Source organism: Motiliproteus coralliicola (assembly GCF_003345655.1).
Classification (GTDB): Bacteria; Pseudomonadota; Gammaproteobacteria; order Pseudomonadales; family Balneatricaceae; genus Motiliproteus; species Motiliproteus coralliicola.
On the sequence record NZ_QQOH01000001.1, the window covers coordinates 1,471,229 to 1,485,756 of the forward strand.

Sequence of the window (14,528 nt, forward strand, 5' to 3'; positions counted from 1 at the left end):
AAAGCAAAAACGCCTCCCCCTGTGTTAATTCCTCTGGGTTCGGAGGCAAAAATACCACTAAGATCTAACGGATCAGGCGAACTTCCCCCCGGCTCCGCGTCAGAAGCCAAAGCCGAGGGAGGAGTCCTGATACCTGATCATCGCTTGGATCGACGCGCGACTGAAGTTCGCAATGCGGCCAAGCCAATGCCTAACAGCAGTAGGGTGCCGGGATTGGGGATATCGGTCGACGCGTCAGGATCTCGCGCCCAGATACTAATGCCGGATATGCCACTTCCGAAGCCCGTCGACTTGGTATCAAAAGTACCCTCTATCAAGTACGGCACGTCAAACTCGATCAAATCATCATCGGTAAACAAGATCCCATCTAATCCGCTAGCCAAGATATTAAAGTCGAAGTCGATGACGCCCCAACCGTTTCCCGCCTTAACCAGAAAATCAAGGTGATCAAAGAATGCATCCTCTCCTAACAGATCTCCACCGACTTGCAACGCTTCGGGGAAAACATCAATAGCCCAAGTTCCGGTGCCGCAATCACTATCTGTACAGGAGAAAGTTATATTGAGTAGCTCACCGATACTTATAGAATCGCTCCCCGAGCCGATGGTGCTATATTCGATATCGATTGAATTACCATCAGTTTCAGCGCCACCCAAACGGATATAGCCAGGATCAACTCCTGTTCCTTTATCATTTAGCTGGTCAGCAGTGATAAACATCAGCGGATCAAAGTAGTAACTCGTTTGCCCCTTGGTGATGAGTTCGCCATTCAATAGCCCATCATTCCAATCACCGAGATTATCCATCACAGTTCCGGGACTCTCGGGATCCCCACTGGATTGTGGATCTATAATTTCTCCAACTGTGGAGGTTGAAGTAATTGCTCCGCTGAATACTGTCTTTTCGTCCCCGGAAATGTTTCGGTCACCAAGATCGGTAATTCTGGTAATCTTGAACATCGATGACGAAGCGCCAAAAACGTTGACGTAGTCATTCAGATCAGAATTCGAGGTGGTTGTTGGCTCACCATTTGCCTTCAAAACCGGCGCAACACCCGCCGCATTGTAAGCAGCATCAAATTCGGCCACGCCAGACGAATACTCATAAGAGCCGGTCTCACCATCATAGGTGATTGTGGCTCCGGTAGTTGAATAGGTTACGGGGACAGCGTGCACGGCAGTGCTGCTTAAGGCGATAACAGCTAGTAAAAATCGAGCTTTATCCATCTCGGGCCTCTCCTACTTCAAGACAATCCTGTCCTACTACAGGTCATAACTCATCCCAAAGCAAAATCCATGCCCGATACTATTTCATCAATATAAATTAGGAATATATGATCAACCTGAAGAAAACCTATGATCAACCAGGCTGTCACATGTAAAATTTTCCGACATAAATTAAAAAGATTGATTTTCATTCATGGCGAGAGTTGAGCGGTTCCGCCCGGTAGATAAGAAAAGACCAATCCTCCCCACGGCCGCTCAGTCAGAGTCATCGCTCAGCTGCTCAAGAGCGGCTAACGCAGCCTCCGCTTGGTGATGCGGTACGAAGATATGGTCATGGTAATAGGCTGCGATAACATTGGCGCTGATGTCCCGCTCGGCCAGCCGACTCGAAACCGCCGCGGTCAGCCCGACTGCATTGAGACTGGAATGCACGCTAAGGGTAATCATCCGGAAGACACCTTCGAAACCCAGTCCAGCTTCAAGGGCCCGCCGCTGTTCCAGCACCAAGGTTAAACCTTCATCTTCACGGAAGGTTGCTAGAGGGTCCAGAGAGAGATGCTCGGCCACCGTACCGTCGACACGGCAAAAGACATAGCTTGTATCCTGTAGCTGTGGCGACATCGATCGCAGCAACAGTTCCAGGTCGATAATTGCACTCATGATCTCGATCCACCTATCAAATAAAGAACCAGTCTACATATCCAGTCAGTCAGCCATCGGCTCAGGAAACGACATCAAGCCTCCAGCAAGAGACGGCATTTCTCTCTGAGCATCTCACGAAAAGCGATCACCGCCGGAGTCACCTGCTTCCTGCTCGGGCAAAGCAGGTAAAGTTCAACCGGAGGTGAATGGTACGACGACAGCAGCGGTACCAATCTCCCTTTGCGCAGGTCAGATTGGATATCGATGCGTGACCGATGGGCGATTCCCTGCCCCGCGATAGCCCAGCGTCTGACAATATCGGTATCGTTGCTGATCCGATTGCTATCGACCTTAACCCGGTAGCGTCCGGATTCATCGGTATAGTCCCAACGATCAAACAACCTGCCATCCAATCGATAAAGCAGGCAGTTGTGGTTTCTTAACTCATCCGGGTGCTGCGGTTCGCCATGTTGGGCGATATACGAGGGTGAGGCGCAGGTTACTCTATCGATCGTGGCAATATGAAATGACACCAACGTGGAGTCCTGAGGCTTTCCATACCTGAGCGCCACATCGATCTGATCGAGGAAGAAGTTGGACAGCGAGTCACCCACATGGAAGTCAACCGATAACGATGGATAACGCCCTATCATTTCGTCCAGCCAGGGTAAGACAATATTGCGACCCAGGTCCGATGATGCGCAGAGCCGCAACTCTCCCCTGACATCATTCAGCATCTCCTGAGCCGACAACACGCCCAGGTCCAGCGAATCCAGGGCCTTGCGGCAATGAAACAGAAACCGCTCCCCCTGAGGCGTGATTCTCAGCTGCCGGGTCGTTCGGATAAACAGCTGTAGCTCCAACGCTTTCTCCAGTCGCCGTAGAGCAAAGCTGGCTGCCGCCGTCGTGATTCCCAGCTGTTTGGCTGTCTCGGTCAAGCTACCGGTTTCTGCAATTCGAACAAACAGATTCAGATCTGAGGTATTCATTATTAAGCATTACTTAATAGTGTTTATTTAATTACGCTGTTTTTACTTTATCAACATTCCTTAATCATGTCGTTGCAGCTCTGGCATAACCGCGATAGCCAACGCAATCCCAGCCTGGATAGGTAACGACGATGATTAACAACGAAGCAACGGCGACTAGCCTCAAACTCACCGAGACTCAGAAGCCCGATATCCAGCGCAAAGCCATACGGCTCGGGCAGTCCCTCAGGCTTCCCTGCGGTGCGATACTGAAAAATCGGCTGCTGAAATCCGCCATGTCCGACTCCCTGGCCGATGGCAAAGGCAACGCGACCTTGGAACAGGCCCGGCTGTACGAGCGATGGGCAGAAGGTGGCGTCGCCCTATCGATCATCGGCGAGGTACAGGTGGACCCTCGCTACCCCGAGAAGCCGGGAAACCTGGTGCTGGGTCCTAACACCAACCGTCAAGCGTTATCGGAGTTAGCGGCACGAGGATCCATCAACGACACCCATATCTGGCCTCAAATCGGCCACGCCGGCGCGCTGGCGGCCCCGCTGATCAGCCAACCCAAAGGCCCTTCGGCACTTAGGGTTGGCAGTTTTAGCTGCGCCGGGATGAGCTTATCTGAAATCCAGCAATTGCCGGCCGTTTATACCAACGCGGCACTGCTGACAAAAGCGGTGGGCTTTAGCGGCCTCCAGCTTCATGCTGGCCATGGGTTCTTACTCAGCCAGTTTTTATCACCACTGTTTAATCGTCGCCAGGATCAATACGGCGGTTCCGTCGACGCACGCGCCAGAGTCATTGTTGATATCATCGAGAAGGTACGCGGCGCTGTCGGCCCCCACTTCCCGATCGGAATCAAGATCAACTCGTCCGATCAACTGGAGGGTGGCTTGAGCCAACAAGAAGCACTTGAGGTTATCGGTATTCTAGATAGAACCTCGATTGATTTGATTGAAATCAGCGGTGGTACCTACTTCCCCGGCGCAACCTCCAGCTCCGATGCCGCCACTGATGGCCCCTATTTCATCGACTTTGCCAGCCAGGCCAAACAACTGACCAAGATCCCTATCGTGACGACGGGAGGGTTTAAAAACCGGCCTCAAGCCGTCGCCGCCCTCGGGAGCGGCGAGACCGATATGATTGGAATGGCCCGGGCACTGGCCTTGAACCCCAGCCTTGCGAGGCAGTGGCTGAAGCCGACCGCCGACGAGGTTCACTTTCCCCGCTTCAACACCACCCCACCGGGCGGGATAACGGCCTGGTACACCATGCGCTTAACCGCCTTGGCAAAGGACAATGAAGACAACTTCAGCATGGATTTGGAATCGGCAATACGGTGCTACGAACAGCGCGATCAGTTACGAGCCGAACGCTGGCGGCGCCGTTTCTCATCGAGTCAGTAGTCCGACTAAACCCTGTCGATGACAACAGGAACCTGCGATTAAGCCTATCCGAGCTGCTGCAACTTGCTTAGCGCTCTAACCGGTAGTGTGCCAGCAACTGCTGCCGCAGCGATTCATGCTCGCGGCCTGTCGACTCTTGGGAACCAGTGGCAACACATTGACGCTGCGGCCAGCTGTAAACCACTCGGGTTGGGCTGTCGCCGAGGACCAGAATTCGATCGGCCAGTTCCAGGGCATCCTCAAGGTCGTGGGTCACCAATACCATGGCGGTCTCGGGATGCTGCTGACGAACCTGCTGGATCAGCCCACGCATCTGTTTCGCCGTGGGCGGATCCAGCGAGACAAAGGGTTCATCCATCAACAACAGCTGCGGTCGATTGATCAACGCCCGAGCCAGGGCCACCCGCCGCGCCATCCCCAGGGATAGACGATTGGGGTATAGGCCAGCGCTATCGGACAACCCCATCGACGCCAGCATCGGCTCGATCAACTCCCGCCGGGCCGGTTCGGCTACCAGCTCCAGATTCTGCGTTACCGTGTACCAGGGCAATAACCGGGGTTGTTGAAACATGTAGCCGATGGCGCCGGGACGCCGTAGCGAGCCGTTAGCCTTGAGCTGTCCTTGAAAGCGTCGGTCCAGCCCCGCCAACAGATTGATCAGCGTGGTCTTGCCACAGCCGGATGGCCCCAGCAGACAGAGAAATTCCCCCGGCCGCAGAGACAGACTGAAGTGGTCGAACAGCCTTTTGCCGCCATAGACTTTGCTGTCCAGTTGCAATTCAAGCATCCAGATCCACCTTACGCCAGCGTTGCTGCAGGCGATCCAGCGGCTGCAGCACCAGCCATTCAATCAGATAGACGATTACGATAAAGCTGAAGCTGTAGGCCAGAATCATCGGTACATCGAACATCTGAAAAGCCAGGTGGAGTTGAAAGCCGACCCCATCGCTACGTCCCAGCAGCTCGACCACCAGCACAATCTTCCAGATCAATGCCAACCCCGAACGGGCAGCGATCAGAAAATAGGGTGCCAGCTGCGGTAACAACAGCGCGGTCAGTCGCTTCCAACGCGATAAGCGGTAGACCCGTGCCAGCTCATCTAGCTGCGGGTCCAGACAGCGGGCACCTTCGCGCAAAGTTACCACCACATTGGGTACCTTGTTGATCACCACGGCAGCAATTGCCGCCAACTCGCCCATCCCCAACCAGATATACAGCAGCAGTATCACCACCAACGCCGGAATATTGAGACCGGTTATCAGTAGCGGGTCCAGCCCCCGATTGCAGCCGGGGTACAGCCCCATGGCAATGCCGATGATCGAGCCCAACAGCATCGCCAACACGAAGCTGATCGCCACCCGCTCCAGGGTCGCCCCCAGATGCGCCATCAGCTCGCCACGTTGATAGTGCTGCCAGATAGTCGCCAACACCTCTGACGGCTGCGGCAATAACGGCTGCTGCAACAACACGGCCAGCAGATGCCAGGCGCCGATCAATCCGATAAAGATCAGCGGTTGCCAGCCCCAACGACGTCCCAGCGCTGCGGCCGCGCTAAACGAGCCGCTTAAGTCCGCGCCGCTCGCCGAGCTGGAACGACTGTGACTCATCGCCGTGGTCCGCATCGATGCGGTTTAACGATCACCATCGACGCCCCAGAAGCCGGCCCGGTCAAAATGCTCTGCACGCCCCATCAAGCGTTCACCACCAACCTGATACAACAGGGCGAACATGCGCGCTGCATCATCGACCTGTTCCGTCTTGATCGGCCCCGGAATACCGGCCAGATAACCCAGCCGCAACTGCTCAAAGACTTGATCGTCGCCAGCTTTCATCATCGGCCGCAGCGATCGCCAACCCGCTTGCTGCTGTTGCAGGTAGGTTTTGGCGTCAGTCGATGCCCGGTGCAAGCCAGCCACCAGCTGCGGATACTGCTCAGCCCATGCCTGTTTGAAGACAAACCCCAGCATCGGCAGATCGGTACGCAATCCCAGCTCAGCACTGATCGACTTCAGATCGGTCAGGATCGGATAGCCCTTAGCCTCGAATCGTGCGGCGTAGTGCCAGAAGGTAACGATGGCATCGATTCGACCCTGCTCCAAGGCGGCGTTAAGCAACGGCGGCGCGCCGAACTGCTGCTCGGTCTCGACCTTCAGATCGACCCCTAGCTGCTGCGCTCTCGCCTGCAACAACAACCAGCCCTTGCTGGCCGCGCCACCGGCGATCCCGAGCCGCTTGCCGCGCAGATCTTCGAGCGAACGGATGGCACTATCCCTAGCCAGAACCACCTTGCCGATGGCGGTGGAAAAAGGCATAAACTGTAATGCCTGCCCCTGTTGGCGCTGACGGTTGACCCAGATCCAATCGGCCACAATCACATCGGCCGAACCACTGAGCAGCGCGGTCCGAGTGGCACTCAACCCGGCCAACGGGATAACGTGCAGATCAAATCCCTGAGCCTGGTCCAAGCCCTGTTCTTTGATGGTATTCAGTTCCCAATTCAGGGTCCCGAATTTCAACGCGGCTACCCGGATCGACGCTCGATCGGCCGTAGCGGTTGACGGCCATGACAGCCACAATGCGATAACCAGCATCAACAGGGAGCGGCTCGGTAACAGCACCTTAGCGGCAGTTTGCATCACTATCGCCTCCAGGGTTTCTCTCGTGCAGCTGCTCGATCTGCTATGCAGGTATTGGCCCGCAGCTACGCCATAAAACCAGCCTAACGATGCCTTTTGGTTACCGGCATAGTACTTTCGACCCCTTTTTTGCGCCCGAAGGTAGCATGTTGATTTATCGCATTTAGGGTTCTAATGGACTCATATAATAAGAAGTGCAGAAGGAGTTAAACGATGCAATCGCTCCAGCCCCCGATTCAGCCGTCCAATCCGGCCGACAATCGACCGAATCTCGGCACTCAGCCCTCCCGGCAGTTTTCAGCCACCGACAAAATAGGTCAGAATGACGCTATCGACGGACAGATAGACGATACCCAGCCCTTGGAGTCTTCCGTGTATAAGCTACTCATTGCTGACGATCACCCTCTTTTTCGCGAAGCGATCGCCGATGTGATCCGCGCCCGCTACCCCGATGCCGAAATCCTGCAATCGGAAAACCTCGAAGGCGCCCAGGCACTGGCCGAGGAACACGACGACCTGGATCTGATCCTGCTGGATCTGAATATGCCGGGGATGTACGGCCTTAACGGCCTGATGCAGCTGCGCAACGAAGCCCCCACCATTCCGGTGGTGATCATCTCCGCCGAAGAGGACAAGAACATCGTGCTGCAGGCGATGACCTACGGTGCCGTGGGCTTCATCATCAAATCCCTGCCTCGCGACAGAATGACCCAGGCGTTGGAACAGGTGTTGGCCGGCCAGGTCTACCTACCCTCGGACGTCATCCGGGCATCGAGCGACAACAGCCGAACCCGTCGCCGCCAGGATGAAAATCAGATCCCGCCGGAGATGCTCAACAGCCTGACCCGTCGTCAGTTGCTGGTTCTGGAGCGAATGGCAAACGGCGAGTCCAACAAGCAGATCGCCTACAACCTCTGCATTGCAGAAACCACCGTTAAAGCGCATGTATCGGCGATCCTACGCAAGCTCAATGTCCATAATCGGATTCAGGCGGTGCTGTCCGCCGGCAATATCGATTTCAACCAATACCTGAAGCGCTGAACCGACCAAGGAGGCCGCAGGCACTCCATCCGGTCGCCGTCGCAAGCGTCAAAGTCTACGAAAAGTCCGTTCCGACTTAGGCACCATTGTGACTTTGGCAAAGTCGTAACCTAGCCACCGCTCCAACCTAGGCCAGGCCTCGCAGCGGTCGGTGTTCTCATCCACGGCAACGCCGTGGCACAATAACGCTCCGATTTGCATTGCCCCTCAGGAGAACACCGTGCTGCAGCTGATTCTGGTTCTGGTCGCCATCATTGTTTTGTTTGTGCTGTTCAACCGTTTTGCCAACAACCCCAAGGCAGCGGCCGAAAACGTTCGTCTGGGGGATGAGTTTCTGATCCAGAACCAACAACGCGAAGGGGTTCTGAGCAGCGACTCGGGCCTGCAGATGGAAGTGATCCAGAGCGGCAGTGGCAACCGTCGTCCGGGGCCAAGGGACAAGGTCAAGGTCCACTACCACGGTACCCTGATCAACGGTTCGGTGTTTGACAGCTCGGTCGAGCGCGGCGAACCGATCGAGTTCGGCCTGAACCAGGTTATTCCCGGCTGGACCGAAGGCTTGCAACAGATGGTGGTCGGCGAGAAGAGCCGGCTCTATATTCCCAGCAAGCTGGGTTACGGCAACAGCGGCGCGGGCTCGATTCCGCCGGGCTCGACCCTGATTTTCGAAGTCGAATTACTGGCGATCAACGGCGAGACCGACTGAGGAGTTGCTCAACAGGGACTCTCAAACAGACTGCCAACACCGCATCGCAGCGCCGATCTAGCCAATCAGGTGCTGCATCACCGCCTTGAGCTTGGCGGGTTTGACCGGCTTATTCATCAGCCGATATCCCAACGCCCGTACCTGCTGCTTCAGATCGTTGCTGTAGTTGGCGGTGATCATCAATACCGGCGCCAACACCCCCAATTCGGACCGAATCCGCGCCACGGCCTCCAACCCGGTACGATTGTCATCCAGGTGGTAGTCGGCGATCACCAGATCCAGCCCGGTCAACTCCTCACGCTGTGCCAACACCTCATCATAGCCCAGCGCACTGACCGTCTCGCAGCCCCAGCCTTCGAGTAGCAACTGCATCGCTTCGCAGATCGCATGATCATTATCGAGCACCAGCACCCGTCGATGGCGCAGCTGTTGATCGGCCAGCTGCTGCCAATGGGCACTCTGCAGCGGCGGGCTGCGCAACTCCGGTGCAGCCGGCTCACCGTAAGGAACCAGCACCGAGAAGCAGGATCCCCGTCCCGGAGTCGAACGCACACTGACCTGGTGGCCGAGAATACGCGACATCTTATCGACGATCGCCAGCCCCAGACCCAACCCCTTATCCTGGGCCGAGTTGTTATGACGCACCCGGTTGAACTCGACAAAGATCTCTTCGAGCTTGTCGGCGGCGATACCGATGCCAGTATCCCAGACCTCGATCGACAGCCCGTCGTGACGACGACGGCAACCGAGAAGAATCCGGCCCTGTTCGGTGTAACGCAGCGCATTGCTGAGGAAGTTGCGCAGAATACGCGCCAGTAGCTGACTGTCGGTATCGATCACCGCCGACGAGCCGACCCAGTCAAACTGCAGCGTACTCTGGGCCGCCAGGGTCTGGTATTCGTTGGCCAGGTTGGCGAGCAGATCATTGGCGCTGAACGCAGTGACATCGGGCGTCACCACCCCGGCATCCAACTTGGAGATATCGACCAGCGCGGCCAGCAGGGTTTCGACATCCTCCAGCGAATAGTTCAGCGACTGAACCAGGGCCCGGGTTTTGTCCTCCAGTCGATGCTCCAGCAACGAGGCCGAAAACAGCCGCGCCGCATTCATTGGCTGCAGCAGATCATGGCTGGCGGCGGCCAGGAACTTAGTCTTCGAGTGATTGGCCTGCTCGGCCTCCTTCTTGGCTTCCAATAACCGTTTTTCGATCAGCCGTCGTTCGTCAATCTCCTGTACCAACTGGTGGTTAACCTCGGTCAGCTCGACGGTACGCTCCTCCACCCGCTGCTCCAGCAATTGATGCGATTGAGCCAGGGCTTCGGCGCTGCGACGCTGTTCGGTGATATCGTGGACCAGCACATAAAACCCCTGCACCCGACCTTCGGCGTCGCGCTGGGGGCGATAGTTCTTGATCACATAACGGTCTTCACCGTCGCTGGAGGGGTCGGCGATCTCAAAACTTACCTGCTCGCCAGCCAGGGCTTGCTCGATGTACGGTTGCAGCTTGGCCAGCTGCTGCGGCGGCACAACCCGGTCGAGCTGTTGGCCCAGAATATCTTCACGCTCCCAGCCGTACCACGCCTCGTAAGCACGGTTGGTAAACTCGAACCGCAGCTGTTTATCGACGTAAGCGATCAGAGCCGGCACCGCATCGGTGATCAGCCGGATACGTTGCTCGCTGCGCTCCAGCGCCAACACCGCGCGCGAGCGCTCGGTGATATCGGTATAGGTATTGACGAACTCTCCGCTGGGAAGCGGGTGGCTGCAGATCTCCAGAATACGGCCATCGGACAGCGCTTGTTCCTGCCGCAGGCAGGGCTGGCCCCTCGAATCGCGACTGGCCGGATTCAGATCGGAGACTTCGGTATCGGCCATCAGCGCACTGAAGGAGTCACCGGCCTTGATGCGATCAAACTCGACCCCGATCAGCTGGCTGAAATGCCGATTCCAGGCTTCCACCTGATTTTTTCGATTGACCAGCACCACGCTCTGGGACAGGTTATCGAGGGTGTGCTGCAACACCTTGGACTTGTTCGCCAGGGCCCGCTCGCGCAATGCCCGTTCGTTCTCGATCAGCGCCGAGATATCCTTGTACAGCACCACCAGACCACCATCGCCGGTCTGCCGCTGACTCACCTGCATCCAGCTGCCACCGCGCATCCGCACCACTTTGCCGTCACCCAGCGGCGAGCCGCCGGTGTCGAGATCATCGCCGTAGTAGCGCTCGATCAGACGCCGTTTCTTGGCCAGTGCAAGAATCTCTTCGTAATGCATCCCGGCCCGGATCTGAATTCCGCAGGCTTCCCAAAACGTTTTGAAATTGGAGTTGGCCAACAACAGGCGGCGGTCTCGATCGTAGAGAACGAAACCGTCGGAGATACTCTCTATCGCTTCCTGAAGATTCAGATGGGCAGTCTGCGCCTCGGCGTTGGCCAGCTTCAACGCTTGGTTGCTGAGCTTGATCTCCTCCAATGCACTGTTAAGCGCATCGGTTCGATCACGCACCTGCTCGGCCAGAAACACCGCGTGTTCAAAACTGCCGTAGGCGCCTTCACTACGACTGGGCCCCGACTCGACCCGTTCCATCAACGCCTGGTTGATCTTGCGCAGCCTCCGGTTATCTTCGCGCAGTTGCTCCAGCTCCTGCAGCAATGCCGGATTCTGGGAAGCGGAGGCGTCAACGCCTGCCAGGGTTTCAATCTTAGCGCTGCTCACCGTCGCATCCCCCCAGGGCCACCCCGGTGAAAGTCTGGTTCAGATGCATCCCATCAAGCTGTTCACCGTAGGTATTGAAGCCCAGCACCCGATAGCGCTGGAAGATCCGTCGGATCGACTCGTCCAACCCCAGCTGCTGCGACTCCAGGCGACGGAAAATACAGTCGTAGCCGATCACCAACTGCGGCGGACCGATCTTGCGCTCGATATCGTCAAACAACTGCTCCAACCCCTGCACCATATCGCCGCAACGGGCCCGGGTCAGTACGATGCCGGTCTCGACCGCACAGTAAAACGTCAGGCTCAGATCGTCGTTGACCTTCTGGATCGCGCGCGAATAGAACCGATCACCGATCCGCACCGACAACGGGTTCATCGCGAACACCTCCGGGGTCAGCTGATCAATCTCCAACCCGATGGTACGGGCGTACTCCTGGGCCGCCGGTACCGCGTTGAATTCGTAGACCCGACGCTCGGAGCTGTCGGCCTCGGTGACCACCAGTTTGTCACGGGTATCGCTCAGGTGATCGATACTGAAGACTTCAAAACTGCAGCGGCTGTTGACCACCATCAAGATCGCCGCATCGGAGTGAAAATGGCCTTCAAAATAGACATGGGTATCGCGGAAGTAGAGGTCATCGCCGGCGGAGCCACCCAGTAATGGGATGCTACCCAGGTGGGCGTTCAGAACGTTGAGCAGCTGTTCTTCACGCACCGACAGCCCATCCAGCAGCGCCAACGCGAAGGAGTGGCCCTTAATCGGTGCGACCTGGCGAGACTGGCAGCCGTCAAGAATGCCATGTACCAACGATTGAGCATCGGAGAAACTGAAGTCGGCCAGGTTGTTGACCAGCGCGGCCTCGATGGCAAAGTCCTGTTCACAGAACCCGATCGCGCTGATGCTGCCGCTGATGTAGCCATCGGTTCCAATCTCACCGGCCGTGGTGCAACCGACCAGCGGAATCTCCCCAAAGCGACGCTGTAAGGCGCTGGAGAGGGCCTCAAGATCATAGTGGCTGGCGCAGAAAAACAGCACCAGGCTCAGGGGGCAAATGGTCAGTTCGGCATACAGCTGTTGCGCTGCCGCCTCGACATCCTGGTCGTGGGTCACACTGGTCAGCACCCCCGCACGGGGCATTTTTCTGAGCTGTTCGCCAAGTGGTTGGGTAGCTAGCACAGTCTCTCCCGGTCTAATCCCTTTGTGCAGATTCTAGGGTCGGAACCACAACCGACACCATAGTACTTCCGACCCTTTTCGCTAAGACCATTTGTGGAGCATGGATTAACGACCCTCCGTCCGAAGCGCTCTGCACCGGCCCGATATGGTCTGCTGCCAACTCATCGAAGGGTTTGAATCCAAACAAAAACGGCGCCCGAAGGCGCCGTTGAGAGAGCTGGACGAGTACGATCAATCGATCCGGAAACGACCGACCAGCACACTGAGGCTGTCGGCGTCGCGAGCCAGTTCATCACCGGCCGAGCGACTCTGTTGGGCGATATCCACCGAGCGAACCGATTGGTCCGAGATCGCAACGATCCGCTGGGCGATATCATCACTGACCTGGTTCTGCTCGTTGGCCGCGGTGGCGATCACGTCGTTAACCTGCTGCATCCGATTGATATTGTCGGCGATCTTCTGCAGTTCCGCCGAAGCAGCCTCTGATTTTTCCACCGCCTCGTGACTGCGATCGAAACTCTGCTGCATCGCCGCGACCGAGGTCGAGGAGCCCTGCTTCAGCTTCTCGATCATGGCGTGAATCTCTTCGGTGCTACTGTGGGTCTTGGTCGCCAGAGTACGGACTTCGTCGGCAACAACCGCAAAACCACGGCCCTGCTCACCGGCCCGAGCCGCTTCGATGGCCGCGTTCAATGCCAGCAGGTTGGTCTGCTCGGCAATGCCCTGGATCACATCGACTACGGACACAATCTCATGGACGTTACCCTCCAGCTGCTTGATCGCCTCGTTGGAGGAGTTGATATCGTCAGCCAGCTCAACCACCACGTTGCGCGAGTCGGTGACGATCTGCTCGGCGCTGCGGGCATTCTGATCCGCCTCAGAGGCCGAACCGGCAGCCTCGGTTGCACTGCTGGCGACCTCCTGGGCCGACGCCGACATCTCGCTCATCGCGGCCGCCGCCTGTTCGGTCTGGGCATTCTGCTCGCTCAGCAGCCCGTCGATCTCTACAATCTGTGAAGTCATCACCGTCGAGCGATCGGTGACATGGGCAGCCAGCGTCCTCACCTGCCCGATCATATCCTGAAGACTGGAAACGAAGGCGTTAAAGCTGCCCGCCAGCTGACCCAACTCATGCTTGCCGGACGCATCCAAACGGGCGGTCAGATCGGCGTCCCCTTTGGCAAGATCGGCCATGGAGTCGCTGATCTGGCTCAACGGCAGCATGATGCTGCGACTGATCAGACCACCGATAATCACGGTCAACACCAACAAGCCGATACTGGTCAGCGCCAGGGTGGTAACCATCCCGGTACGGCTGTCATCGGCAGTCTGCCGGATGCCACCGACGATCTCGTTAACATCGTCCAGGTAGAAACCGGTACCCACCATCAGATCCCAGCGGTCGAGGAAAATGGCATAGGAGAGCTTCGGCTCCGCTTCGGTCTGGCCCGGCTTGGGGAAATGATAGGTCACATAGCCACCGCCGGCCTTACCGGCCGCGACCAGCTCCTGGATCAACTTCTTGCCGTTGGAGTCGGTTAGGTCCCAGAAGTTGTCGCCAATTCCTTTATTGCCCTGACCAATAAATATACGGTCACCGCTACCGCTGTAACCGAACACATAACCATTCTTGCCATATTTGATACTGCGCAGAATCGGCAGGGCTTCCTCTAAGGTCGCACCACTTTCATACAATGCCTCGATCGCGCTGTAGGCCACCTCAATATACGCTTTAACTTCCTGTTTCTTCAGTTCCAATAAACTGGTTTCAGCGGAGCTGGATTGACGCTCGGATAACGAGCTGGCTTCCCAGGCGGTAATCAACAGCAGAATTAACGCCAGAATAGTAACCGGCGCGACGGATAACACCGTCAAACGGGATCGAATCGAAAAACTCATTGGACAGGCCCTAACTGTGTGAATCGGTCCCGGTCAAAACCGGATACATCCTACCTGATACGCCAAAACTGCAACCGACTCAGCTAATCTTCTTTCGATGGAGAAG

At 56.8% G+C, this 14,528-nt stretch carries 12 protein-coding genes; 3 read left to right on the plus strand and 9 right to left on the minus strand.

Going from position 1 to position 14,528, the window contains the following annotated elements:
• Window positions 1-137 precede the first annotated feature (137 nt).
• From DV711_RS06600 to DV711_RS06610, 3 genes are all read right to left on the minus strand, one after another.
• Window positions 138-1,226, minus strand: a complete 1,089-nt coding sequence (locus tag DV711_RS06600) for a PEP-CTERM sorting domain-containing protein (RefSeq protein WP_114694815.1) — start codon at window positions 1,224-1,226, stop codon at window positions 138-140.
• A 255-nt stretch (window positions 1,227-1,481) separates the two neighbouring features.
• Complete coding sequence (locus tag DV711_RS06605) at window positions 1,482-1,886, minus strand: ACT domain-containing protein (RefSeq protein WP_114694816.1); 405 nt, start codon at window positions 1,884-1,886, stop codon at window positions 1,482-1,484.
• A gap of 74 nt (window positions 1,887-1,960) precedes the next feature.
• Window positions 1,961-2,857: a LysR family transcriptional regulator gene (locus tag DV711_RS06610; protein WP_114694817.1), complete on the minus strand. Its 897-nt coding sequence runs from the start codon at window positions 2,855-2,857 to the stop codon at window positions 1,961-1,963.
• A gap of 131 nt (window positions 2,858-2,988) precedes the next feature.
• Between DV711_RS06610 and DV711_RS06615 the strand changes: the two genes are divergently transcribed.
• Window positions 2,989-4,248, plus strand: coding sequence for an oxidoreductase (locus DV711_RS06615; protein ID WP_114694818.1), 1,260 nt, complete (start codon window positions 2,989-2,991; stop codon window positions 4,246-4,248).
• A 67-nt stretch (window positions 4,249-4,315) separates the two neighbouring features.
• Here DV711_RS06615 and DV711_RS06620 read toward each other — a convergent pair whose 3' ends face one another.
• Genes DV711_RS06620 through DV711_RS06630 form a run of 3 tightly spaced genes read right to left on the minus strand, consistent with a single transcriptional unit; the run spans window position 4,316 to window position 6,884 of the window.
• Window positions 4,316-5,035 (minus strand): ABC transporter ATP-binding protein, encoded by a 720-nt coding sequence (locus DV711_RS06620; protein WP_114694819.1) that lies wholly within the window; start codon window positions 5,033-5,035, stop codon window positions 4,316-4,318.
• Window positions 5,028-5,855 (minus strand): ABC transporter permease, encoded by an 828-nt coding sequence (locus DV711_RS06625; RefSeq protein WP_114694820.1) that lies wholly within the window; start codon window positions 5,853-5,855, stop codon window positions 5,028-5,030. The genes DV711_RS06620 and DV711_RS06625 overlap by 8 nt, the downstream gene beginning before the upstream one ends.
• Window positions 5,856-5,879: 24 nt before the next feature.
• Window positions 5,880-6,884: an ABC transporter substrate-binding protein gene (locus DV711_RS06630; protein WP_114694821.1), complete on the minus strand. Its 1,005-nt coding sequence runs from the start codon at window positions 6,882-6,884 to the stop codon at window positions 5,880-5,882.
• Window positions 6,885-7,256: 372 nt separating this feature from the next.
• Here DV711_RS06630 and DV711_RS06635 point away from each other — a divergent pair, with 372 nt between their 5' ends.
• Window positions 7,257-7,925, plus strand: a complete 669-nt coding sequence (locus DV711_RS06635) for a response regulator (protein WP_114694954.1) — start codon at window positions 7,257-7,259, stop codon at window positions 7,923-7,925.
• Between the two features lie 220 nt (window positions 7,926-8,145).
• Window positions 8,146-8,631: a BamJ family beta-barrel-assembly machinery protein gene (gene bamJ / locus DV711_RS06640; protein WP_279386508.1), complete on the plus strand. Its 486-nt coding sequence runs from the start codon at window positions 8,146-8,148 to the stop codon at window positions 8,629-8,631.
• Between the two features lie 57 nt (window positions 8,632-8,688).
• Here the strand turns inward: bamJ and DV711_RS06645 are convergent, their stop codons facing one another.
• The 3 genes from DV711_RS06645 to DV711_RS06655 all read right to left on the minus strand — a co-directional run bounded on the left by DV711_RS06645 (window position 8,689) and on the right by DV711_RS06655 (window position 14,422).
• The gene (locus tag DV711_RS06645; protein WP_243633747.1) at window positions 8,689-11,346 is read right to left on the minus strand and encodes a NahK/ErcS family hybrid sensor histidine kinase/response regulator; all 2,658 of its coding nucleotides are present in this window, start codon (window positions 11,344-11,346) and stop codon (window positions 8,689-8,691) included.
• Window positions 11,333-12,523 carry a nitric oxide-sensing protein NosP gene (gene nosP / locus DV711_RS06650; RefSeq protein ID WP_243633748.1) on the minus strand — a complete coding sequence of 397 codons (1,191 nt, stop codon included), beginning with the start codon at window positions 12,521-12,523 and terminating at the stop codon, window positions 11,333-11,335. Before nosP ends, DV711_RS06645 begins: the two co-directional genes overlap by 14 nt.
• A gap of 231 nt (window positions 12,524-12,754) precedes the next feature.
• The gene (locus tag DV711_RS06655; protein ID WP_114694823.1) at window positions 12,755-14,422 is read right to left on the minus strand and encodes a methyl-accepting chemotaxis protein; all 1,668 of its coding nucleotides are present in this window, start codon (window positions 14,420-14,422) and stop codon (window positions 12,755-12,757) included.
• Between the last annotated feature and the right edge of the window lie 106 nt (window positions 14,423-14,528).

Coding starts and splice junctions, on each gene's coding strand:
- DV711_RS06605 (WP_114694816.1), bottom strand. CDS start 1,886: ATGAGTGCAATTATCGACCTGGAACTGTTGCTGCGATCGATGTCGCCA.
- DV711_RS06610 (WP_114694817.1), bottom strand. CDS start 2,857: ATGAATACCTCAGATCTGAATCTGTTTGTTCGAATTGCAGAAACCGGT.
- DV711_RS06655 (WP_114694823.1), bottom strand. CDS start 14,422: ATGAGTTTTTCGATTCGATCCCGTTTGACGGTGTTATCCGTCGCGCCG.
- DV711_RS06625 (WP_114694820.1), bottom strand. CDS start 5,855: ATGAGTCACAGTCGTTCCAGCTCGGCGAGCGGCGCGGACTTAAGCGGC.
- DV711_RS06620 (WP_114694819.1), bottom strand. CDS start 5,035: ATGCTTGAATTGCAACTGGACAGCAAAGTCTATGGCGGCAAAAGGCTG.
- DV711_RS06615 (WP_114694818.1), top strand. CDS start 2,989: ATGATTAACAACGAAGCAACGGCGACTAGCCTCAAACTCACCGAGACT.
- DV711_RS06600 (WP_114694815.1), bottom strand. CDS start 1,226: ATGGATAAAGCTCGATTTTTACTAGCTGTTATCGCCTTAAGCAGCACT.
- DV711_RS06630 (WP_114694821.1), bottom strand. CDS start 6,884: ATGCAAACTGCCGCTAAGGTGCTGTTACCGAGCCGCTCCCTGTTGATG.